The 22,635-nt window shown below is 39.2% G+C and carries 25 protein-coding genes and 2 pseudogenes; 19 read left to right on the top strand and 8 right to left on the bottom strand.

Annotation, left to right across the window (positions count from 1 at the left end; genetic code table 11):
* Window positions 1–31: 31 nt before the first annotated feature.
* Window positions 32–2,518: a flagellar hook-associated protein FlgL gene (flgL, locus tag EWZ81_RS07605; protein ID WP_165549551.1), complete on the bottom strand. Its 2,487-nt coding sequence runs from the start codon at window positions 2,516–2,518 to the stop codon at window positions 32–34.
* On the opposite strand from flgL, the gene EWZ81_RS08535 reads away from it, so the two are divergent.
* From EWZ81_RS08535 to obgE, 9 genes are all read left to right on the top strand, one after another.
* Window positions 2,477–2,674 (top strand): hypothetical protein, encoded by a 198-nt coding sequence (locus EWZ81_RS08535; RefSeq protein WP_108340102.1) that lies wholly within the window; start codon window positions 2,477–2,479, stop codon window positions 2,672–2,674. The genes flgL and EWZ81_RS08535 overlap by 42 nt on opposite strands.
* An 85-nt stretch (window positions 2,675–2,759) precedes the next feature.
* On the top strand, window positions 2,760–3,074 hold the full coding sequence (gene rplU, locus EWZ81_RS07610) for a 50S ribosomal protein L21 (RefSeq protein ID WP_000119318.1): 315 nt from the start codon (window positions 2,760–2,762) through the stop codon (window positions 3,072–3,074).
* Window positions 3,075–3,088: 14 nt separating this feature from the next.
* A complete protein-coding gene (rpmA, locus tag EWZ81_RS07615) occupies window positions 3,089–3,355 on the top strand; it encodes a 50S ribosomal protein L27 (RefSeq protein WP_000940618.1) in 267 nt (88 codons plus the stop codon).
* Window positions 3,356–3,471: 116 nt separating this feature from the next.
* Window positions 3,472–5,121, top strand: coding sequence for an ABC transporter substrate-binding protein (locus tag EWZ81_RS07620; RefSeq protein WP_165549552.1), 1,650 nt, complete (start codon window positions 3,472–3,474; stop codon window positions 5,119–5,121).
* A gap of 10 nt (window positions 5,122–5,131) precedes the next feature.
* Window positions 5,132–6,136, top strand: a complete 1,005-nt coding sequence (locus tag EWZ81_RS07625) for an ABC transporter permease (protein ID WP_165549553.1) — start codon at window positions 5,132–5,134, stop codon at window positions 6,134–6,136.
* Window positions 6,136–6,993 (top strand): ABC transporter permease, encoded by an 858-nt coding sequence (locus EWZ81_RS07630; protein WP_000443363.1) that lies wholly within the window; start codon window positions 6,136–6,138, stop codon window positions 6,991–6,993. The genes EWZ81_RS07625 and EWZ81_RS07630 overlap by 1 nt, the downstream gene beginning before the upstream one ends.
* Before the next feature lie 11 nt (window positions 6,994–7,004).
* Entirely contained in the window at window positions 7,005–7,868 is an 864-nt protein-coding gene (locus EWZ81_RS07635; RefSeq protein ID WP_165549554.1) for an ABC transporter ATP-binding protein, read from the top strand.
* Window positions 7,865–8,671, top strand: coding sequence for an ABC transporter ATP-binding protein (locus EWZ81_RS07640; protein ID WP_000770531.1), 807 nt, complete (start codon window positions 7,865–7,867; stop codon window positions 8,669–8,671). The genes EWZ81_RS07635 and EWZ81_RS07640 overlap by 4 nt, the downstream gene beginning before the upstream one ends.
* A gap of 19 nt (window positions 8,672–8,690) precedes the next feature.
* Window positions 8,691–9,785, top strand: coding sequence for a GTPase ObgE (gene obgE / locus EWZ81_RS07645; protein ID WP_165549555.1), 1,095 nt, complete (start codon window positions 8,691–8,693; stop codon window positions 9,783–9,785).
* A gap of 190 nt (window positions 9,786–9,975) precedes the next feature.
* On the opposite strand, the gene EWZ81_RS07650 is transcribed toward obgE, so the two are convergent.
* Window positions 9,976–10,428, bottom strand: coding sequence for a hypothetical protein (locus EWZ81_RS07650; protein ID WP_165549556.1), 453 nt, complete (start codon window positions 10,426–10,428; stop codon window positions 9,976–9,978).
* 363 nt (window positions 10,429–10,791) lie between these two features.
* On the opposite strand from EWZ81_RS07650, the gene EWZ81_RS07655 reads away from it, so the two are divergent.
* From EWZ81_RS07655 to EWZ81_RS07685, 7 genes are all read left to right on the top strand, one after another.
* Window positions 10,792–11,787, top strand: coding sequence for an alginate lyase family protein (locus tag EWZ81_RS07655; protein ID WP_165549557.1), 996 nt, complete (start codon window positions 10,792–10,794; stop codon window positions 11,785–11,787).
* A 250-nt stretch (window positions 11,788–12,037) separates the two neighbouring features.
* The gene (locus tag EWZ81_RS07660) at window positions 12,038–12,592 is read left to right on the top strand and encodes a YceI family protein (protein WP_000738965.1); all 555 of its coding nucleotides are present in this window, start codon (window positions 12,038–12,040) and stop codon (window positions 12,590–12,592) included.
* A gap of 9 nt (window positions 12,593–12,601) precedes the next feature.
* Window positions 12,602–13,894 (top strand): glutamate-1-semialdehyde 2,1-aminomutase, encoded by a 1,293-nt coding sequence (gene hemL / locus EWZ81_RS07665; RefSeq protein WP_156578151.1) that lies wholly within the window; start codon window positions 12,602–12,604, stop codon window positions 13,892–13,894.
* 5 nt (window positions 13,895–13,899) lie between these two features.
* Complete coding sequence (locus EWZ81_RS07670) at window positions 13,900–14,163, top strand: AtpZ/AtpI family protein (RefSeq protein ID WP_000743087.1); 264 nt, start codon at window positions 13,900–13,902, stop codon at window positions 14,161–14,163.
* A 15-nt stretch (window positions 14,164–14,178) separates the two neighbouring features.
* Window positions 14,179–14,580, top strand: coding sequence for a hypothetical protein (locus tag EWZ81_RS07675; RefSeq protein WP_165549558.1), 402 nt, complete (start codon window positions 14,179–14,181; stop codon window positions 14,578–14,580).
* Between the two features lie 83 nt (window positions 14,581–14,663).
* A complete protein-coding gene (locus tag EWZ81_RS07680) occupies window positions 14,664–15,548 on the top strand; it encodes a carbon-nitrogen hydrolase family protein (RefSeq protein WP_165549559.1) in 885 nt (294 codons plus the stop codon).
* A 12-nt stretch (window positions 15,549–15,560) separates the two neighbouring features.
* Window positions 15,561–16,442 (top strand): polysaccharide deacetylase family protein, encoded by an 882-nt coding sequence (locus EWZ81_RS07685; RefSeq protein WP_078280418.1) that lies wholly within the window; start codon window positions 15,561–15,563, stop codon window positions 16,440–16,442.
* A 51-nt stretch (window positions 16,443–16,493) separates the two neighbouring features.
* Here EWZ81_RS07685 and EWZ81_RS07690 read toward each other — a convergent pair whose 3' ends face one another.
* On the bottom strand, window positions 16,494–17,186 hold the full coding sequence (locus EWZ81_RS07690; RefSeq protein ID WP_165549560.1) for a restriction endonuclease: 693 nt from the start codon (window positions 17,184–17,186) through the stop codon (window positions 16,494–16,496).
* Window positions 17,187–17,196: 10 nt separating this feature from the next.
* Entirely contained in the window at window positions 17,197–18,306 is a 1,110-nt protein-coding gene (locus EWZ81_RS07695; RefSeq protein ID WP_165549561.1) for a DNA-methyltransferase, read from the bottom strand.
* A gap of 94 nt (window positions 18,307–18,400) precedes the next feature.
* Here EWZ81_RS07695 and EWZ81_RS07700 point away from each other — a divergent pair, with 94 nt between their 5' ends.
* Window positions 18,401–18,778, top strand: a complete 378-nt coding sequence (locus EWZ81_RS07700; RefSeq protein WP_165549562.1) for a hypothetical protein — start codon at window positions 18,401–18,403, stop codon at window positions 18,776–18,778.
* Window positions 18,778–19,740, top strand: a complete 963-nt coding sequence (locus EWZ81_RS07705) for a CobW family GTP-binding protein (protein ID WP_165549563.1) — start codon at window positions 18,778–18,780, stop codon at window positions 19,738–19,740. Before EWZ81_RS07700 ends, EWZ81_RS07705 begins: the two co-directional genes overlap by 1 nt.
* Before the next feature lie 5 nt (window positions 19,741–19,745).
* Here the strand turns inward: EWZ81_RS07705 and EWZ81_RS07710 are convergent, their stop codons facing one another.
* A complete protein-coding gene (locus tag EWZ81_RS07710; protein WP_165549564.1) occupies window positions 19,746–20,891 on the bottom strand; it encodes a YbfB/YjiJ family MFS transporter in 1,146 nt (381 codons plus the stop codon).
* Window positions 20,892–21,043: 152 nt separating this feature from the next.
* On the opposite strand from EWZ81_RS07710, the gene EWZ81_RS07715 reads away from it, so the two are divergent.
* Window positions 21,044–21,208 (top strand): tautomerase family protein, encoded by a 165-nt coding sequence (locus EWZ81_RS07715; RefSeq protein ID WP_165549565.1) that lies wholly within the window; start codon window positions 21,044–21,046, stop codon window positions 21,206–21,208.
* Window positions 21,209–21,387: 179 nt separating this feature from the next.
* Here the strand turns inward: EWZ81_RS07715 and vapD are convergent.
* The 3 genes and pseudogenes from vapD to EWZ81_RS07725 all read right to left on the bottom strand — a co-directional run.
* Window positions 21,388–21,525 (bottom strand): annotated as a pseudogene (gene vapD / locus EWZ81_RS08755) (endoribonuclease VapD); the annotation flags it as partial.
* Window positions 21,510–21,736: pseudogene (locus tag EWZ81_RS08540) on the bottom strand (type II toxin-antitoxin system RelE/ParE family toxin). The pseudogenes EWZ81_RS08540 and vapD, both read right to left, overlap by 16 nt.
* A gap of 13 nt (window positions 21,737–21,749) precedes the next feature.
* On the bottom strand, window positions 21,750–22,037 hold the full coding sequence (locus EWZ81_RS07725) for a type II toxin-antitoxin system antitoxin (protein ID WP_165549282.1): 288 nt from the start codon (window positions 22,035–22,037) through the stop codon (window positions 21,750–21,752).
* Window positions 22,038–22,635: the final 598 nt, after the last annotated feature.

Genomic DNA, 22,635 nt, shown 5'->3' on the forward strand with positions numbered 1-22,635 from the left:
CTTTTTAGAACGCTTAAAAACCACCAAAAGATTACAAGTATTTCGTTAAAGACAGATTATTGATTTTATTCGTGGAAGCCAGAACAGCGTTATAATTGTTAGTGAGATTGGAAAACTTGTTATAAGTTTCTGCCATATCCGTGCCGGTCGTTTCCCCACGAATGCTTTGAACTTGCGTTTTTAAAACTTCATTACGCCTGATAATGTTCTCAAACGCTTTACCATGAGCGCCGTTTTTAGCGATCATTTTTTCTATGTGATCGCTCAAGTGATCTATAAGGGTGATGCCGTTTTGAATGCCTAAATTACGCATATCGCTAGAATAAGTATCCCCTAAAGCGTCCGGGCGATAAATCCCTTTTCTTACAGAAGTGATGGTATTTTCTAATTGATCAAAAAAATTCACGCTTGGCTTGTCAATAATGAGAGCGTTATTAGCGTTTAATTTAAGGCTTGGTTTGTCGCTGTGCAAGGCGTTTTGAGAAAAATCATTCGCGTCTTTATCAAAAAGCATGAACTGCATTTTGGTGTTTGAGTGCATGTTGTCTTGGATAATGACTTTTCCCTCTTCATTCAAATTGACAGAAAGGTTGTCTTTAGCTTGTTTTAACAATTCAATAAATTGCTCCTTGCTTTCTTTTGAAGTAGGGTTATCGCTGATTTGTTGGTAGATTGCAGGGTCAGTATTGCTGTAATTGAGCGCGATACTCATCGCATCCATAAGTTGCCTGTAAGTTACTTCATTGGGTTTAGACGCTTGAATATCAGCGCTTGTGGGGTCATAAAGCGGGATTTTAACGCCATTAGACAAACTCAAAAAAGCCCCATTAGGATCCAAATTCATTTGCGCTTCTAAAAACGAACCATTCACATCGTTTAATTTCATGTTAAAAACGCTATTTTCTAAACTCCCCTTAGAGACTTCACTCAGTTTAGTAGAGCCATTAGCCACGCCATTTTGAGCGGTTTGAGCGACATTGCTTTCTAATTTTGCCCCTTCTTTATTGAAATAGGTTTTTTGGTATTCGCTCGCGTTATTAGTGGGGATACCGGCCACTTCTAGCCCTTTTTGATCTAGGGTGCTTAAAGCCAAAGAAATAGGCGATTCTTTAGAAGAATTATCAATGATCCTCAAACGCCCGTTTGTTGCAATTTCCACATCCACTTCATTATTAAAGCGTTCTTTAATCGCATCTTTCAGATCTTTAATCGTAGAGTTTTTCACGTCTAAAAGAATGGGAATGTCCAAATAAACAGGGAGGTTTGGGATTTGAATAGCACTTTCATCGCCCAAACGGCTGGCGTTGATTTTTAAAGTTTCCACCTTATCGCCAAAAATCTCGCTCAATTTGGTGTTTTTGTTGGCTAAAACATTGTCTTTAGTGATAAACACGCTAGGGATTTCAAGCACCTTGGGGTTATACATACTAGGCACCGCTTTAACTTGGCTCAAACTCCTATCCGTTACAAACGCGCTTTTGACATATTCAGTAACCCTTTTGCCGCTCGAACGCAAGGCGTCTAAATCATCAAAATCCCCATCGCTAGAAATCAAATGAAAATCCAAATTTTCACTGCCAGGCGTTAGGTTTTTGATCTCAATTTGCCCCCAATTGTTCAAACTCACATCCACGACTTTATTTTGCGAAGTGTTCCCGTAAGCATGACCGATTTTATCTAATAAATCGCTCACTTTAGTCGCACTTTCTTTGCTCTGGTAGGCTTTATCCAGCGCGAATTTTTCTTTAAAACTGGAGCCATCAGGCCTAATGCCCTGCAAATAAAAAAACTCTTTAGGGTCGTTGGTGGGGTCTTTATCGTTATCGCCGATGAGTTCTCGCAAGGTATCACCGGGTTTAATAAAAACTTCTTCAGGCAATGAAGAATGCTCTAAAGCGTCCATCACATCAGGGTGGAGCTTGTTTTGATTGAATAATTTAATGTTGGTGGTGATGAGCTTGTGTTTGTCTTTATCTGTGCCTAAAAACAAATCTTGCCCGCTGATATTATAAGGCACAAGGTTATCAGAGCTAATAAGCGCGTTTAAATCTTCACCATTGCCATGGTATTTCCCATTACTATCAATGGGAGGTCTATCCACCTTACTGCCCCCAAATAAAAATTCCCCCCCTATGGAGGTGTTAGCGACATTTATCATATGCTCCCTCAAGCGTTCTAAATCGTTAGCGATAGCGGCGCGAGAAGTTTCTGAATGCACATCGTTAGCGGATTGGATGAGTTTGGTTTTAAACGCCTCCATCGTTTTAGAAAATTCTTGCAAGGCTTTGTCGGTATTGAGCGTTGAAGTGTAAGCGTTTTGAGCCACATCAATGCCTTGATCCAAGGTGTTTTCTTCGTATTGGAATTTTAAATTCTGGTTATTAATGTCGCTGTTTTGATAACCATAACGGATTTTTAGCCCTGAAGCGATCTGCGTGTTAGCGTCGTTGATTTTATTTTGTAAAGCGTTTTGGTAGTGATTCATTTGGTTGTATTTAGAGCCAAAGGTAACGCGCATGATCAAATCCTTATTGGTTTTTTAACAAACAAGCTAAAAGTATTCCAAAACAAGTTAATAGCAATTGTAAGTGGTTTGAGTGGGGCAATGCGGGTTAATAATGGTGGGTTAAATGGGGTGTTTTTGAGTAAAAAAATTCTTTTAATGTGGATTTAATCTCAATTTAAAGTTAAATTTTAGCAAATACTCACTATAATAAGCGTTTATTTTAAAAAGAGCGTTCAATTTTTAAGGAATAGAAATGTCATACGCAATATTCAAACATGGCGGTAAGCAGTATAAAGTCGTTGAAGGCGATATTGTTTTACTGGATAAAATGGATAAAGAGCCTAAGGCTTTAGTGGAATTAGTGGAAGTGTTAGCCGTATCCAAAGAGGGCAAGCTCTCTTGCGGGAAACCCTTTGTGAATGGGGCTAAAATTGAAGCGGAAGTGATCAATGAAGGGCGTGGCAAAAAAGTCATCACTTTCAAAAAACGCCGCCGAAAAGACAGCAAAACCAAGCGTGGTTTTAGAAGAGATTTCACTCGTGTGAGAATCACTAAAATTGTAGCATAAAGGAGTATTAAACAATGGCACACAAGAAAGGTCAAGGGAGCACACAGAATAACAGAGATTCTGCAGGAAGACGCTTAGGCGTGAAAAAATTTGGCTCAGAATTTGTGAGAGCAGGGAATATTATCGTGCGCCAAAGAGGCACTAAAATGCATCCTGGTAATAATGTGGGCATGGGGAAAGACCATACCTTATACGCGCTCATAGATGGCGTTGTGAAGTTTGAGCATAAAGACAGAAACCGCAAAAAGGTTTCTGTGGTTAGTCAAAATTTTGGGGAGTAGGGTAACCTTTTTAGAATAAATTAAGTTTTAGGTGTTCATTAAGCACCTATAAATGCGATAAAGTATTTATAATTTAGTTCTCTACTCTTTGTAGAATATGTTGTGGAGGCTAGTTTATGAATAATGTTTTTGTTAAGGGTTTGTTTTTTTTTCTTTTTTTGTTTGGGTTCTTTTTGAAAGCATCAGAAAGCCCAAACGCCACTCTTAATCCATCTAAAGAAAATATTTCTGTTGAAGAGCAAAAGCGTTTTGGAGGCGTTTTGGTTTTTGCAAGAGGCGCTGATGGCTCAAGCATGGATCCTGCCTTAGTAACTGATGGCGAAAGCTATGTGGCAACGGGCAATATTTATGACACGCTCGTGCAATTCAAATACGGCACCACAGAAATTGAACCCGCCTTAGCGACAAGCTGGGAAATATCCCCAGATGGTCTTGTATATACCTTTCATTTACGCAAAGGGGTTTATTTCCACCAGACGAAGTATTGGAATAAAAAAGTAGAGTTTAGCGCTAAAGATGTGCTGTTTTCGTTTGAGCGCCAGATGGATAAGGCTAAACGATACTATAGCCCAGGGGCTAAAAGCTATAAATACTGGGAAGGCATGGGCATGTCTCATATTATCAAGAGCATTGAAGCTTTAGATGACTATACCATTAGATTCACGCTTAATGAGCCAGAAGCCCCGTTTTTAGCCAATTTAGGCATGGACTTTTTGAGCATTTTGAGTAAGGATTACGCTGATTATTTAGAACAAAATAATAAAAAAGACGAGTTAGCCAAAAAACCTGTTGGGACAGGGCCTTTCAAATTCTTTTTGTGGAATAAAGATGAAAAAATCATTCTTCTAAAAAATCAGGATTATTGGGGGCCTAAAGCTTATTTGGATAAGGTGGTGGTGCGCACCATTCCTAATTCTTCCACTCGCGCTTTGGCGCTGCGCACCGGTGAGATTATGCTCATGACCGGGCCTAACCTCAATGAAGTGGAGCAGTTAGAAAAACTTCCTAATATCGTGGTGGATAAAAGCCCTGGGTTGTTGGCGAGTTGGCTTTCATTGAACACGCAAAAAAAGTATTTTAACAACCCTTTAGTGCGTTTAGCCATCAACCATGCGATTAATGTTGATGATTACATTAAAGTGATTTATGAAGGCTTTGCCCAAAAAATGGTCAATCCTTTCCCGCCCACCATATGGGGTTATAACTACAGCATCAAACCCTATGAATACGATTTGGAAAAGGCTAAAGAGTTATTGAAACAAGCGGGGTATCCTAACGGCTTTAAAACCACCATTTTTACCACTTCCACTCGTAACCCAAAAGGAGCGGTGTTCATACAAGCGAGCCTAGCTAAAATTGGCATTGATGTGAAAATTGAAGTGTATGAGTGGGGGGCTTATTTGAAAAGAACGGGTCTGGGCGAGCATGAAATGGCGTTTGCAGGCTGGATGGCAGACATTGCAGATCCGGATAATTTCTTATACACCTTATGGAGCAAGCAAGCAGCCTCAGCTATACCCACTCAAAATGGTTCCTTTTATAAGAGCGACGCCTTTTCAGATCTTCTTTTAAAGGCTAAACGAGTATCGGATCAAAAGGAGAGGGAAGCCCTTTATTTAAAGGCTCAAGAAATTATCCATAAAGATGCGCCCTATGTGCCTTTAGCCTACCCTTATTCAGTGGTGCCGCATTTGTCTAAAGTTAAGGGTTATAAGACGACTGGAGTGAATGTGAATCGCTTCTTTAAGGTGTATTTAGAAAAATGAAAGGGGTTGTATGCTGAGTTTTATCATTAAGCGTATTTTATGGGCGATCCCCACGCTGTTTGGAGTGAGCATTATCGTGTTTATGATGGTGCATTTAGTGCCAGGAGATCCGGCGTTAGTGATTTTAGGCGAAAAGGCCAATCAAGCCGCTATTGACGCTTTAAGAGAGCAATTTGGCTTGAATAAGCCCTTGATAGAGCAGTATTTTTTCTTTATCAATAATGTGTTGCATGGCAATTTTGGCACTTCTATCATGACCGGTGAGCCTGTGATGCATGAGTTTTGGCAACGCTTCCCGGCTACGGTGGAATTAGCTTTGATCGCTCTGTTTATGGCTCTTGTTTTGGGTATTAGTGTTGGCGTGTTAGCCGCGATCAAACGCTATAGCGTGTTTGATTATTCCAGCATGACTTTCGCTTTAGCCGGGATTTCTATGCCCGTGTTTTGGCTAGGGCTTATGCTGATTTATATCTTCAGCGTGCAATTGGGGTGGTTGCCTGTTTTTGGGCGTTTGAGCGATGTGTATTATTTAGATGGCCCTACAGGTTTTTATTTGATAGACAGCTTGATCGCAAGGGATTATGGGGCGTTTGTGGATACGATCAAGCACTTGATTTTGCCTAGCATCGTGTTAGCCACGGTTTCTACCGCTGTTATCGCGAGGATGACTCGCGCGAGCATGGCAGAAGTGTCTAAAGAAGATTATGTGCGCACCGCTAAAGCTAAGGGGTGCAGCTCCTTTAGGGTGATTTTTGTGCACACTTTGCGTAACGCTTTAATCCCTGTAACGACTATCGCAGGCTTGATGCTGGCTGGGCTTTTAGGGGGAAGCATGATAACTGAAACGGTTTTCTCATGGCCTGGGATTGGTAAGTGGATCGTTAATGCGCTCAACCAACGCGATTTCCCGATTATCCAATCCATGTCTTTGATTATTGCCATGATGTATATTGGGGCTAACCTTTTAGTAGATGTTTTATACGCTTTTATTGATCCTAGAATAAGGTTGTCATAATGGAGTCTTTTAGAGAATTTATCCAACAATTCAAAAAAAATAAGGCGGCGGTCGTTGGGGCATGGATTGTGCTTTTATTGGTGGTTTGCGCGATTTTTGCGCCCCTTTTGGCCCCGCATGATCCTTATGCGCAAAATGCGCAAGATCGCCTTTTAAAGCCTATATGGGAGCATGGAGGGAATGCTAAATACCTTTTAGGTACCGATGATTTGGGGCGCGATATTTTGAGCCGCTTGATCTATGGGGCTAGGATTTCTTTAACCATAGGGATTGTTTCTATGGGGATTGCGGTGTTTTTTGGCACGATATTAGGGCTGATAGCGGGGTATTTTGGAGGGAAAACAGATGCAATTATCATGCGTATCATGGACATTATGTTCGCTTTGCCCTCTATTTTATTGATCGTGATTGTGGTCGCTGTGTTAGGGCCTTCACTCACTAACGCCATGCTCGCTATTGGGTTTGTAGGGATTCCTGGATTTGCAAGATTGGTGCGCAGTTCCGTGTTGGGCGAAAAAGAAAAAGAATATGTGATCGCTTCTAAAATCAATGGCTCTTCGCATCTTCGTTTGATGTGTAAGGTGATTTTCCCTAATTGCATTATCCCTTTAATCGTGCAAACGACAATGGGTTTTGCTTCCACGGTTTTAGAAGCGGCCGCGCTGAGCTTCTTAGGTCTTGGGGCCCAACCTCCCAAACCTGAATGGGGAGCGATGCTGATGAACTCCATGCAATACATCGCTACCGCTCCTTGGATGCTTGTTTTCCCTGGGGTGATGATTTTTTTAACGGTTATGAGTTTTAATCTGGTAGGCGATGGCATCATGGACGCTTTAGATCCTAAACGCGCCTCTTAAAAGGAGCTTGCATGATTTTAGAAGTTAAAGATTTAAAAACTTATTTTTTCACCGATAAGGGCGTGAATAAAGCGGTGGATGGCGTGAGTTTTGGCTTGAAAAAGTCTCAAACGCTCTGCATTGTGGGGGAGAGCGGGAGTGGGAAAAGCATCACTTCGCTTTCTATTTTGGGGTTGATTGAAAAACCCGGTCAAATTGTAGGGGGGAGTATTCAATTTTTAGGGCAGGATTTGTTGCAACTCAAAGAAAAACAGATGCAAAAAGAAATCAGGGGCAAGAAAATTGGCATGATCTTTCAAGAGCCTATGACGAGTCTAAACCCTTCCTACACGGTGGGGTTTCAAATCAATGAAGTGTTGAAAATCCACCACCCAAGCCTTAATAAAAAAGAACGCTTAGAAAGGGTGGTCTATGAATTAGAGCGCGTAGGCATCCCCCATGCCGGGGATAAATACCACGAATACCCTTTCAATCTCAGCGGGGGGCAACGCCAAAGGGTGATGATCGCTATGGCTATGGTGTGTGAGCCTGAAATCTTGATCGCTGATGAGCCGACGACGGCGTTAGATGTAACCATTCAAGCGCAGATTTTAGAATTGATGAAGGAATTGCAGCAAAAAAAAGGCACTTCTATTTTGTTTATCACCCACGATTTAGGCGTGGTGGCGCAGATCGCTGATGAAGTGGTGGTGATGTATAAAGGGCATGTGGTGGAGCAAGCGAGCGCCAAAGAGCTTTTTGCTGATCCAAGACACCCTTACACGAAAGCTCTTTTAAGCGCGATCCCTAAACCGGGCAAAGAATACCGCAAAAAACGCTTAGAAACCGTGGATGAAACCGTGGATTATTTGAGTTTTCAAAAGGAGTTACGATGAAGCTCTTAGAAGTTAAAGAATTGAAAAAATCCTATGCGATAGACAGGGGGTTATTCAAGCCTAAAAGAGTGATTCATGCGCTCAATGGGATCAGTTTTGAAGTGGAACAAAATGAAGTTTTAAGCATCGTGGGGGAGAGCGGTTGCGGGAAAAGCACGACGGCGAAAATTTTAGCCGGGATTGAAAGGCAAGATAGCGGGGCGATTTATTTCAATGGCAAGCGCCATTTGCATTTTAGCAAACAGGATTGGTTTGATTACCGCAAAAAGGTGCAAATGATTTTTCAAGATCCTTATTCTAGCCTAAACCCTCGGTGGAAAGTGGGCGAGATCATCGCTGAACCCTTGCTGTTAAATTCTCATTTTTCAAAAAAAGAAATCAAAACAAAAGTGCTAGAGATCATGCAAAAGGTGGGCTTGAAATTAGAATGGATCGATCGTTACCCTCACCAATTTTCAGGCGGTCAAAGGCAACGAATCGGCATTGCTAGGGCGCTCATTTTGCATCCTAGCGTGGTGATTTGCGATGAGCCTGTGTCTGCGTTAGACGTGTCCATTCAAGCGCAAGTGTTGAATTTGCTCTTGGATTTGCAAAAAGAAATGGGGCTGACTTATATTTTTATCAGCCATGATTTAGGGGTGGTGGAGCATATAAGCGATAAAATCATCGTAATGAATCAAGGGCAAATCGTAGAAACGGGAGATGTGGATAGCGTGATAAGCGCTCCAAAGCACCCTTATACGCAGAAATTACTCAATGCGGTGCCGCATTTGGAAAAATCCATGCAAAGATTTGCCAAATAAAAGAAAGGATTTTTAAGCTGTGTTTGTAGATAGCGTGGAAATCATCATCGCTTCGGGTAAGGGGGGGCCTGGAATGGTGAGTTTTAGGCGAGAAAAGTTTGTCATCAAAGGAGGCCCTGATGGGGGCGATGGGGGCGATGGAGGCGATGTGTATTTTGAAGTGGATAACAATACCGACACTTTAGCGAATTTTAGAGGCACTAAACACCATAAGGCTAAAAACGGGGCTCCAGGAGGCACACGAAATTGCGCGGGCAAAAAGGGCGAAGACAAAATTATTGTCGTGCCGCCAGGAACGCAAGTTTTTGTAGATGACAAGTTGTGGCTTGATTTGATCGCACCTAAAGAAAGGGTGTTAGCCTTAAAAGGAGGCAAGGGGGGGTTAGGGAATGCACATTTTAAAAGCGCGACTAAACAGCAACCCACTTATGCGCAAAAAGGCTTAGAGGGGGTTGAAAAATGCGTGCGTTTGGAATTAAAGCTCATCGCTGATATAGGGTTAGTGGGCTTCCCTAATGCGGGTAAATCCACGCTCATTTCCACCATCTCTAACGCTAAGCCTAAAATCGCTAACTATGAATTTACGACTTTAGTGCCTAATTTAGGGGTTGTGAGCGTAGATGAGAAAAGCGAATTTCTAATGGCGGATATTCCTGGCATTATTGAAGGGGCTAGTCAGGGAAAAGGCTTAGGGATTAGCTTTTTAAAGCATATTGAACGCACCAAAGTTCTAGCTTTTGTTTTAGACGCTTCCAGGTTGGATTTGGGCATTAAAGAGCAATACCAACGCTTGAGATTGGAGTTGGAAAAATTTTCACCCGCTTTAGCCAATAAGCCTTTTGGGGTGTTGCTCAATAAATGCGATGTTGTAGAAAACATTGATAAGATGACTAAGGATTTTTGCGCCTTTTTAAATTTAGAAGTGCAAAAATTAAACGCGTTTGATTTAGAGCCGTATTTAGGGTTTTTGCACCCCAATTTAACCAGCGATTTTGAAAATAACCCTGAAAATGACCCTAATGAAAAATCAGTACTCTTTGTCTTACCCCTTTCAGCGGTTAGTGCTCTTAATGTGCATGTGCTTAAATTTGTGTTGTTGAAAGCGTTACCCTAAAACGCTATTTTTAAAATGGTAGGTAACTTAAAATTTCTTGATGAGAGTTTAGGTTATCTTAATATTAGACTATTCTAATTCAAAACAAGAGTAAGTATTTAAAATGTTTTCTTTTTTAATATTTGGCAAGTGAACTTGTATTATACCAGTTGGAAAATCAAATTTATTAGGTTCTATTCCTTGCTCTATGTTAGAACGTATTCTTCTTTCTGAATCTGTGGTATATTGCGGAGTCCAAAAAAGTGGTACTTTTGGTGGCATCAAAAAATTGGAAATCGTTTAAGTCTATAGGTATAAATTGAAAATTTTCATTATAATTCAATTCTAAGACAATAGAATTTTCTATATCGATACTACTCCAATAGCCACCTACTATATTCTTTTTTGTTTTGATAAGATGATCAAATTCTTTTTTATCGTTAATTTCGCATGTCTTTTTGCCATCATGTTTCATAAAAGCATAAATTAATCCGGGTAAAGACATACTATTCAAATCATTGTATGATTTTAAAAGAAAATTATATAGTTCTGTCAACTCTTTATTCTTTTCTAAAAATCTACTTTTATTGAAATTAGGCTGATAGATTCTGTTGTTTTCAATAATTTTTAAAATATTTCTGTCTTGTATAGTCCAAAATTTCATGTTTATCCTTTGCTAACAGCTCATTAAAATTTCTTAAAAAAAATATTAACTTAAAAAATACTAATTATGTTCTTATTTAGTTTAATTAAGAAATTTTCAGATCACATCATAAAACAACTAAATATTATGCATGTTTTAAAACAAAAGCTACTTTAGAAGACTATTTTGATTTAAATCGTAGGCATTTTAATTTGAGCAGTATGATTATATTTGAAAATGGTTTAATCAAATAAGACATGCTTTTGTTGATTGTAGCGTGGTGGGGATTATAAAGAATGCTTCATAAGATGCACAAAGACACACGCATGCAAGGGTGTTGGGGTTTTGTCGTATTTTTAAAATAAATTCAAATAAAGGCGTGGAATGAAAAGATTTGTTTTATTTTTATCACTCGTGGGTGTTTGCGTTTGCGTTCAAGCTTACGCTGAGCAAGATTACTTTTTTAGGGATTTTAAATCTAGAGATTTGCCCCAAAAACTCCATCTTGATAAAAAGCTCTCCCAAACAATACAGCCATGCGTGCAACTTAACGCATCAAAACACTACACTTCTACCGGGGTTAGAGAGCCTGATGCATGCACAAAGAGTTTTAAAAAATCCGCTATCATGTCTTATGACTTAGCGTTAGGCTATTTAGTGAGCAAAAACAAACAATACGGCTTAAAGGCTATAGAAATTTTAAACGCTTGGGCTAAAGAGCTTCAAAGCGTGGATACTTATCAGAGCGAGGACAATATCAATTTTTACATGCCTTATATGAACATGGCTTATTGGTTTGTCAAAAAGGCGTTTCCTAGCCCAGAATATGAAGATTTCATTAAGCGGATGCGCCAGTATTCACAATCAGCTCTTAACACTAACCATGGGGCGTGGGGCATTCTCTTTGATGTAAGCTCTGCACTAGCGTTAGATGATCATGCTCTTTTGCAAAACAGCGCTAATCGGTGGCAAGAGTGGGTGTTTAAAGCCATAGATGAGAATGGGGTTATTCCTAGCGCGATCACTAGGAGCGATACGAGCGATTATCATGGTGGCCCCACAAAAGGCATTAAAGGGATAGCTTATACCAATTTTGCACTTCTTGCGCTAACCATATCAGGCGAATTGCTTTTTGAAAACGGGTATGATTTGTGGGGTAGTGGGGCCGGGAAAAGGCTCTCTGTGGCGTATAACAAAGTCGCAACATGGATTTTAAACCCTGAAACTTTCCCTTATTTCCAGCCTAACCTTATCGGGGTGCATAACAACGCCTATTTCATTATTTTAGCCAAGCATTATTCTAGCCCTAGTGCAGATGAGCTTTTAAAGCAAGGCGATTTACACGAAGATGGTTTCAGGCTGAAACTCCGATCGCTGTGAATTTTTTTTGTATTCAAGGTTATAGCCTTAAGGATAGCCCCATGCACTTTAATCTTTTTATGAATGGTTTAGAAAGTTTGGTTCAGTCAGCATTATTTACAAAAAGAGTTTAAAATAAACGCAATTGTATCTCTTAAAGTCGTCTTTAGAGTGCAAATGATTATCAAAATGAATCGTTTTAGTTGTAAGCGTTCTTAATTTACACTAAAATAATAAGCGTTATTGATAAGACCACATTAAAGGATAATGAATGAAAAAAATGGTTTTGGTATCGGTTTTACTAGCAGGGTTTTTGCAAGCGGTGAATTTGGATTTATCTTCGGCTAAGCTAACATGGACAGCCTTTAAAACTAAGGCTAAAACGCCAGTAAATGGGAGTTTTGAAAGCATTACTTATAAACTGGGTAAATCTCAAGATAGTTTGAAAACCCTTTTAGAGGGAGCGAGCGCGAGCATGGATAGCTTGAAAGTCAATTTAGGCGATGAATTGAAAAATAAAAATGTTAAAGAAGCTTTTTTCGCTCTTTTTAAAAACACTAACATCAAAGTAACTTTTAGGAATGTGATAGAAGGCGATCATGCAGGTTCTCTCACGGCTTATGTGAGGATGAATGAAAAGCTGGTGAAAGTGCCTATGCAATACACGATTGCTGAGGATAAGCTCGTGGTTAAAGGGGTTTTGGATTTATTGAATTTTGGCTTGAAAAACGAATTAGCGAGCTTGGCTAAACGATGCGAGAGTTTTCATGAGGGCTTGACTTGGTCGCAAGTGGAAATCCAATTTGAAAGCATGATTAAGGGATAATGTAAAATCATGGAGTTGTTGCACAGCATTAATGATTTTAATGAAGCCAAGCAGGTGATCGCTGGGGGGGTCAATTCGCCTGTGAGAGCGTTTAAGAGCGTTAAAGGCACTCCCCCCTTTATTTTAAAAGGTAAGGGGGCGTATCTTTATGATGTGGATAACAACCATTATATAGATTTTGTGCAAAGCTGGGGGCCTTTGATTTTTGGGCATGCTGATGAAGAGATTGAAAAAAATATTATTAATGCATTAAAAAAAGGCACTTCTTTTGGCGCTCCCACGGAATTAGAAACCACTTTAGCTAAGGAAATCATTTCTTGTTATGAAGGCTTAGATAAGGTGCGTTTAGTCAGTAGCGGCACGGAAGCGACCATGAGCGCGATACGACTCGCTAGAGCTTATAGCCAAAAAGACGATTTGATCAAGTTTGAGGGGTGCTATCATGGGCATAGTGACTCTTTGTTGGTGAAAGCGGGTAGCGGGTGCGCTACTTTTGGATCGCCTTCTTCTTTAGGCGTGCCGAATGATTTTAGCAAACACACTCTAGTAGCTCGTTATAACGACTTGAACTCCACAGAAGAATGCTTTAAAAAAGGCGATGTGGGTTGCGTCATCATTGAACCCATTGCCGGGAATATGGGGTTAGTGCCGGCTCAAAAAGAGTTTTTACTAGGCTTAAAGGCTTTGTGTGAAAAATACCAAGCGGTGCTGATTTTAGATGAAGTGATGAGCGGGTTTAGAGCGAGTTTGAGCGGTTCGCAAGAATTTTATGGCGTGGTGCCGGATTTGGTAACCTTTGGTAAGGTGATAGGCGCTGGGCTTCCTTTGGCGTGTTTTGGGGGGCGTGCGGAAATTATGGACTTGCTCTCACCCATTGGAGGCGTGTATCAAGCAGGCACATTGAGCGGTAATCCTTTGGCGGTGTGCGCGGGGTTGAGCGCGCTTTATAAAATCAAAAGAGACAAAACCCTTTATACCCGCTTGAACGCTTTAGCCGTTCGTTTGACTCAAGGCTTACAAAAGAGTGCTCAAAGCTATAATATCGCTTTACAAACGCTCAACATGGGGAGCATGTTTGGCTTTTTCTTTAACGAAAATGCGGTGCATGATTTTGATGACGCTTTAAAAAGCGATACCGAAATGTTTGCGAAATTCCACCAAAAAATGCTCTTTAAGGGCGTGTATTTGGCATGTTCAAGCTTTGAAACCGGCTTTATTTGTGAGCCTATGACTGAAGAGATGATTGATTTGGTGGTTGCAAAAGCCGATGAAAGTTTTGATGAAATCATAAAAGGTGTGTGAATTTTTTGAAAAAGCCAAAGTATTATAAATTCATAGAGGGGGCGAATTATTTGAGCTTGGGGCTTTCTATGGTGGTAGCGATCCTTATGGGCGTGGCTATAGGCTATGGGCTTAAAAAGCTCACTCACATTTCGTGGCTTTTTTGGCTTGGGGTTATTTGGGGCGTGTTAGCGAGCTTTCTCAATGTCTATAAAGCTTATAAAAACATGCAAAAAGATTATGAAGAATTAGCCAAAGACCCTAAATACACGCAAAATAAAACAAAATAAATACCATAAAAGCCCATGTGCCAAATCCAATGCTTGCTTGTTTTACTTTCTATCAATATAGTTAGCGCGATCATCGTTTATTTTTTCCAAGCATTTCAAGGGGTTTTGAATTTTGAAGGGGGGTTTTTAGGGTTTTTTATCGTGGCGTTGTCTTCGTATTACGGCGTTAAAAAGCGTTTGGATTTAAGGAAACAAAATGGAGAAAAAGAAGAAAAGCAAAAATTCCAAAAATTCGCCCTGGGTTTGGAAATGTCTTTCAATGTGTGGCGTTTAGGGGGGTATGGGGTTTTACTAGGCATTTTAGGAACGCTTTTATTCTTGCATCTTTTTAACGGATTGTCGTTTCTTATCGGCGTGTTTGTGAGCTCGCTCTCTAGCGCGTTATTACGATTCTTAAACAATAATGGTAAGTTTTGACACAAACTCACATGGATTTTAACCCCTTTAATCCTCTTTTAATTTTTAATCCTATACAATAAAAACAAAAATGGGAGTGGATCTTGAAAACAAAAAATCCCGCTAAAAGAATCCTAAAAACCGCCGTGATTCAAATGCAATCCAAACCCTACGCCTTAAATGAAAACCTGCAATTAGCACTCAACCTAGCCAAAGAAGCCCACAACAAAGGTGCGAATCTCATTGTTTTACCGGAATTGTTTGATAGTGGTTATTGCGTGAATGATAAAGACGCAGAGTTTGGGATAGATTTTAAAGCGATAGAGCATGGAAAGGAAACGCTAAAAAGCGAGTCGTTGAGCGCGTTAAGTAATTTTGCAAAATCTAATAAAGTGCATCTAGTGGCGTGTAGCATTGAAAAAACGAATAAAAAACTCTACGACAGCGCTTATATCATTCCACCAAAAGGAAAAATCGTTGGAAAACACCGCAAGATTTATTTGTGGGGCGATGAAAAATCACGCTTCAAAAGGGGTAAAAAATACGAGGTTTTTACGCTGGATTTTGGGGATTTTAGCACGAAAGTGGGTTTGCAAATTTGCTATGAAATCGGCTTTGGCGTGGGTGCGAATCTTTTAGCGTTACAAGGGGCTGAGATTTTAATCTATCCTAGCGCGTTTGGCAAGGCTAGGGCTTATAATTGGGATTTATTGAGCAGGGCTAGAGCGTTAGAGAATGGCTGTTTTGTGTGCGCTTGCAATCATAGTGGGGAAGAAACTAACGCTCAATTGAAACAAACGCTAGAGTTTGCCGGCGATTCAAGAATCATTGCGCCCAATGGGAAAATCATCGTGCAAGCCACCAAGCTTAATGAAGTCGTTATCGCTGAAATGGATTTAAACGAAGTGGCACTGCAACGCCAAAAAATCCCTTATTTACAAGATTTTGACACCAAACTCACCAAAAAGGGGTTTGGAAAACTCACTTAAAAAGGAGCGATTATGGCAAAAGAAATTTTAGTGGCTTATGGCGTGGATATTGATGCGGTGGCTGGTTGGTTAGGGAGCTATGGCGGGGAGGATTCGCCTGATGATATTTCGCGCGGGCTTTTTGCGGGTGAAGTGGGGATCCCACGGCTTTTGAAATTGTTTAAAAAATACCATCTCCCTGCGACTTGGTTTGCACCTGGGCATTCTATTGAAACTTTTCCAGAGCAAATGAAAATGATCGTGGATGCAGGGCATGAAGTGGGTGCTCATGGGTATTCGCATGAAAATCCTATCGCTATGAGTGCCAAGCAAGAAGAAGATGTTTTGTTAAAAAGCGTTGAATTGATTAAAGATCTCACCGGCAAAGCCCCTACAGGCTATGTGGCACCGTGGTGGGAGTTTTCCAATATCACTAATGAATTGCTTTTAAAACACGGCTTCAAATACGACCACTCGCTCATGCACAATGATTTCACGCCTTATTTCGTGCGCGTGGGGGATAGTTGGAGCAAGATTGATTATAGTTTGGAGGCTAAGGATTGGATGAAGCCCTTAATCCGTGGGGTGGAAACCGATTTGGTGGAAATCCCTGCGAATTGGTATTTGGACGATTTACCGCCGATGATGTTTATCAAAAAATCCCCCAATAGCTTTGGTTTTGTAAGCCCGCGCGATATAGGGCAAATGTGGATCGATCAATTTGATTGGGTTTATCGTGAGATGGATTATGCGGTGTTTAGCATGACAATCCACCCTGATGTGAGCGCTCGCCCGCAAGTGTTGCTCATGCATGAAAAAATCATTGAGCATATCAACAAGCACGAGGGCGTGCGTTGGGTAACGTTCAATGAAATCGCTGATGATTTCTTAAAACGAAACCCTAGAAAAAAATAGCGGTTGGAATTGTCTCTAAGTTGGTGTGAATTTAGCGATTCACACCAATTGCTACAAATAAACTTTCAATTCATTCTCCATTAGTTTGATTGCTTTAATGAGAATCTGTTCATCTAAAGGTTTGAAATATTTGTGTATGGGTTTGTTTATATCTCTTTCGCCTTTGAGTAAGGTTACTATATTCAGATTCACGCTTTCAAAGTAGCTCATTATAGCATGCGTGGATTTTGATCCCAATGGGGTTTCTGGTAAAGCTGAATAATCCCCTCCTAATTGACTTTCTAGCTGAAATAAATAACAAGATATATTTGGATATAAAGTTTTAAGGAGATGAAAATCTACTAATATTCGCTTTAGCATAGCATTTTCCGTATAGTTTTTACACTCTATCCCCATAACCAATTGATTATCCACAAATATATGTTTATCAACGCTCAATCCGTAATAATAATCTTTCTTACGCTCTAATATATATGCCCTTACTTGTTTGTTAGCTATATTTTCTATGTAGCTGTCTTTGATAGGAATCTTTATTTTTTTAGAATTTATTTCAAGCCTATTAGCTTTAGCGCCAATATTTTGCCACGCTATTTTTACAATCTCTTCGCTGATATCTTCTAGTAATTTGCCTTTAGTGCTTCTTATAACTCCACCATACGCCCTGCTACCTTGCCCTGAAGCATCTTTATCAATATCTTTAACCACGCTATTATAGACTTGTATAATATCTTTTATAGAACTCAAATCACATCTTTCAATTAAATAAATTTGTTACTTCTTTTAGTCTTGCTCTTGCTACTTCACAATACTTTTCACTAATGTCTATGCCTATGAATCTGCGCCCTAATTGTTTGGCGACTTTTGTCGTTGTCCCTGCACCATTAAATGGATCTAATATAATATCATTTTGATAGGAAAATAATTTTAAACACCGCTTTACTAATTCTTCTGGAAACATTGCATCATGCCCATATTGTTTCATGTTGCGTTCTGGGGCAAAGTTCCACTTTCCATAAACCCACTTTTTAAATTCATCATCGGTTATGTCAATGCTGTCTTTATCGCCTTCTTTTTTAAGGTTATTTTTGCAAAAAATTTCAATAAATTCCCACGAATATTTTAAATATGGTGCAGCAGGGCTTTTCCAGCTTCCCCAAGTGCAGTATTTGCAGTTGTAGTTATTCTTTTCCCATAAAATCTCGCCTTTCCAAATAAGCCCTTCATCAACAAAAAATTTGCTGATAAAATGGTGTGTAGGGATATAATCGCTAAACATAGGCTGGATATTGACAATGATTCGCCCTCCGCTTTTTAATACGCGAATACACTCTTTAAAAATGGCAAAAAGCGTGTTGAAATACTCTTGCCAAAGATTTGCATCCTGCGTTGTGCTGTAGTTGATACCAAAGTTGTAGGGTGGCGAAGTTAGCACTATATCTATGCAATTATTTGGGAGCTTTTTTAAAAACTCCAAGCTATCTTCGCAGTAAATTTGATTAAGACAGCTTTGAATCTCATTTGTCTCCTTGCTAAACTCTTTTTTGTAAGATTCGTAAGCCAATCTTGCCTTTGCGTTTTGCTTCTTGTTGGCGACTTTTTTGGCTTTGTTGAAGCTTTTAAATACGATTTTGCCATTTTGACTGGAAAATGAGCGAATTTTATACAACTCCTCTAATGTCTTTTGAACCAGCGTATTTTGTGTAGTAGATTCAAGCATTTTTAAATCCACAATGTCAAAATTAAGCGTGATATTTGAAGGATTGACAATCGATTCAATACCGCAAGATTGTAACAATGAAAGCGCATCTGTTATTTCATCTGGTGTGTAAATATTTTCTAGCGTAAGAGTTCTATGATCCTGCATTAAATTCCCTATAATAAACAATTAAATAGCACTAGATTTATTCTTGTTTTTTTCAGTAAAATTGTAGCATGATTTAGGTTTAAAAGGTTGAAAGATGTGCGTTTTATGCGGGGAGCTTATCAGTTCTTTTCACTGGAGTGATGAAAATTATGGGAGTGATAGTTATGAGATTGATGAGGGCTTGAAAGAGCCAAATGCGCTTATTAGCACTAATGAAAACGCCAGAGAACGCAAAAGAGCACGGCTCAAACGAGTGGGATTGCTCAATCAAATTCTAGCGTTTTATGGGCTAAAAATTAATGATTGGCAAGGCGCGAAGTTTGTGCTGTGCGATAAAAAAGGGCAGAGCGTGATCGTGAATGATTTAGGCGATTTGTGGGGTAAGGCGCAAAACTTAGCCAAAAAAAAGATGGACGCGCTAGATTCTCATCTATTAGCGTTTTTAAATCAAAATACACAAGCCACTCGCTGATGCCCAAAATCCCTATCACGCTCATCACCGGTTTTTTAGGCAGCGGTAAAACGAGTTTTTTAAGCGAATATTTAAACCAAACAGATCACCAAGGCGTTGCCCTTATCATCAATGAAATCGGTCAAGCCGCTTTGGATCAACGCATCTTAAGCGTTCAATATTGCGGTGAAAAAATGCTCTATCTTAACGCAGGGTGTGTGTGTTGCAACAAACGCTTAGATTTAGTGGAGTCTCTAAAAGCCACGCTCAACAACTATGAATGGCGTGGCGAAATTTTAAAGCGCATCATCATTGAAACCACCGGTTTAGCCAACCCGGCGCCGATTTTATGGACGATTTTGAGCGACACTTTTTTAGGGGTGCATTTTGAGATTCAAAGCGTGGTGGTTTGCGTGGATGCATTGAATGCTAGAATGCATTTAACCAACAATGAAGCTAAAGAGCAAATCGTTTTTGCTGATAGTATTTTATTGACCAAAACGGATTTGCAAAACGACAGCGTGGCTTTAATCAAATTAAAAGAGCGCTTGCAATCCATTAACCCTAGTGCAGAAATTTTTGACAAGAAAAATATCCATTACGAAAGCTTTTTTTCACGCAAAAATAGGGCGCATCGTGTGATCTTGCCAGCAAAAGATTCGCACTCGCAAGGCTTTGAAACTTTGAGCATTAATTTTGAAGGGGCGATGGAATGGAGCGCGTTTGGGATTTGGCTGAGTTTGTTGTTGCATCAATACGGCACGCAGATTTTACGCATAAAGGGGATTATTGATATTGGAAGCGATCTTTTGGTGAGCATTAACGGCGTGATGCATATCATTTACCCGCCTAAGCACATTTTAAAGGATCAAAACGGCTCTAACCTCGTTTTTATCATGCGCCATTTAGAGCGTGAAAAAATCTTAAATTCATTAAAGGGTTTTAAGGATTTTCTCGGCATTAAGGGTTTTGAAACCCAATAATTTTTCTATTGATTGATGGCTGTTTGCATTTTGATAGGGAAAAGAACGATAAAGCTTAAAACCAAACACACCCCACAAATGACAAAAATCAAAAGATAGCCCAAATCCCCTAAAAAGATCGTGAAAAGATACGAAAAAAGCGCTTGGAAAATGCCAAAAGAAAACACCACCCACGAAGACGCTTTAGCGAAATGCTTTGCGCCTGCAATTTTTAAAGCCATCATGCTGAATAAATTGATATTGGCGGTTGTGGCCGCTCCCATTATAAAGATGCTTAAATTGAGTAAAGAGATTTGGTGGAAAAAAATGGGCAAAAAGCATGCGATAGATTTTAAAATAAGGATAAAGATATTGGCGTTTTTAGCCCCTAGTTTTTGAGCCATGGGGCCGCTGATTAAAGAGCCAAGCGTGGCCCCAAAACCAAAAAACGCCCATGAAGTTCCAGCGATAGCGGGGGAGATATTTAAATGGCGGATCAAATAATCCACCCAAAAAAGCGTGTGCGGTAAAAAACCAATCGCATTGAGCGCGCAAGAAATGAGCAATAACCACAAATGAAAGGGGATTTTAAACGCGCTTTCTTCTTTTTTAACGGATTTTTTCCTTAAAGAACGGGTTTTTAACCCCACTAAGGAAAGGATAAAGGCTATCAAACAACTGCCCCCTAAAAAAATCCATGCCCATTTGATATTATAAGAGCTAATCCATGGCAGAACAAACCCGCTAAAGACAGATCCAATGCCTACAGCGCTAAAAATAAGCCCTCCCACTAAGGCTTTTTTATGTTCTTTGACATAGGGCAAAGAAAGAGGAGCGACTAAAATCATTAGCGCGCTGCTAGCCACACCGGCGATAAAACGCCAGATCCAAAGCCAAAAAAAAGGGATACTATCAAAATAACAGACTAAAAAACTCAAAGCGATTAAGCCAAAACTGATTTTAGCGATGCTTTCTAATGACATTAACGGGCTTAAAAATTGGATTAAAAAACTCCCAAAAACATAGCCCATTAACACCGCAATACCCAGTTGGAAGCTTTGGTGTGGGGTTAAACTCCCTGATAAAATGAGTAGGGGGATTAAAACCACATAGCCAAAACGAGCCAAGCCGTTAGACACAAAAACCCCTAAAAAGCAAACAAACACGCGCATTTTGATCCTTAACAAATGACAAGTTATAAAAAAACAAGATCTTATATTATATTGAAACTTGTTAATTGATAGTGCATAATAAAAGCAAAATAAGAATAAACTTTTAAGGAGCGTTCTTTATCAATACCCGTATTATTAAAGAGGCCCCACGATTGAATGAAAAAGAGTTGGTTATTAGCGTTATAGGGCTTGTTTCAAAAGCGCTTCATAAAAACAAGGCTTCTATTAAAATAAAGCTTCTTTGCGGTATCATTGCTGAAACAGACGCTAATAACTATGGGCTAGGCTTAAAGGAGAGCATCACTGAGAAAAAGTAGAGTTGAACGCTTAAGTTATTTTTTTATAGTGGTTTAGAAGGTTAGCATGCGATTGTTGCGTTCTTTTTAAGCGTTATGGGTAGTTTATAAAACAGCTCGCTGTGACTGCCTAGTCTTACTAAAAAAAGCGTTGCTTTTCACTCTATAAGTGCCAAGAATTTTAAAAATTTGGCTAAACGCTAGGATTTCACAATCTCAGTAAAATCGCTAAAGTCCTCTACCTTAAACGCTCTAATATCCCTAACAGACTTTTTAAACCACTCAATTTGAGAAAGTTTATTGATCGCTTTATAGACTTGCACTAGAGTGTTTTCTTGTTTTTTAAATAGACAAGCAATAAATCCGGTTTTAGGTGGCATTCCCTAAAATCTTTTATAAAGCGCCTTTGAGTGGGTGGTCTTTGTATTTGGGTTCTAGGGGTTGCTCTGTGGCTAAATTTCCAACCACTTTATATAAAAGCTTTAAATCATTTTTAACAAGAATTTTAAGATCCTTATCAAATTTTTTACTGGTTTCAATCATCAGCATTTTTAAATCTCATTTATAAGTTTTCACAATGTTTTTTAAAATCCTCTACGCTTTTAAAACAAAAGTGGTTCTTGGTGTCTTTAGCCCTTGCTAAGATTTCTCGCTCTTCTTCTATGGTGTATCCATTTTCGGTTAAGTTTAGCGCTTTAAATTGGAGCGCTTTTTTAATCCTTTGTTTTTGAGTTTGAATTTCTTTCAATTTTTCTAACGCTCTTTTTTGCTTAACCTTGATAGAATTTAAAAAATTAAAAAGCTGTTTTTGGCTGTATTTTGTGTAATCTTTGTTGGTGGTATTTGGCATATTTTATTCCTTTAAAATATAAGATCAGTTCATTATAGCGCAAGCGATAGAGCAAGATTAAAAAGGCTAGAAAAATCAAAAACTTTGTTTTGTGAAAAAACTTAAAAAAACAGATGAAAAATCAGTGAAAAACTTAAAGAATAAAAACTTAAAGATTAAAAAAATAAAAGTTCTGTGAGTGAAAAATAATCGTTTTAGCTCTCATTTTGTTGTAAAAATCATTTTATTAAAGTTTCGTTTTCTTAAAGTTTTATTTTATTCTCTTAAAGAGATAGGAAGCATTTGAAACCATTCTCCCCCTTTTAATCTCCAACTTAATCCCCCTAATATAAAGAAGCGCTTTTTAAAAACTATCGCTTAAATTAGTATCAAGTTTTCCACTAACCAAATCGTCAAAAACGCTAAAAAAGATTTTTCATCAAAATCCCCCAAAAATAAAAACTTAAAAAGCGGGTTAAAAAATCAGAAAAAAGAAAAGGATCAAAACCCCCCCAAAAAAAGAAATCCCTTAAAAAAGAAAGTTTAAAACAAACCCCCCCAAAAAAGAGGGTTAAAAAAGGGGGTTCCACAAAGGGCTAAATGTCAATAAGCGAACACG

It is taken from the genome of Helicobacter pylori (genome assembly GCF_011140715.1).
GTDB classification, from domain to species: domain Bacteria; phylum Campylobacterota; class Campylobacteria; order Campylobacterales; family Helicobacteraceae; genus Helicobacter; species Helicobacter pylori_DA.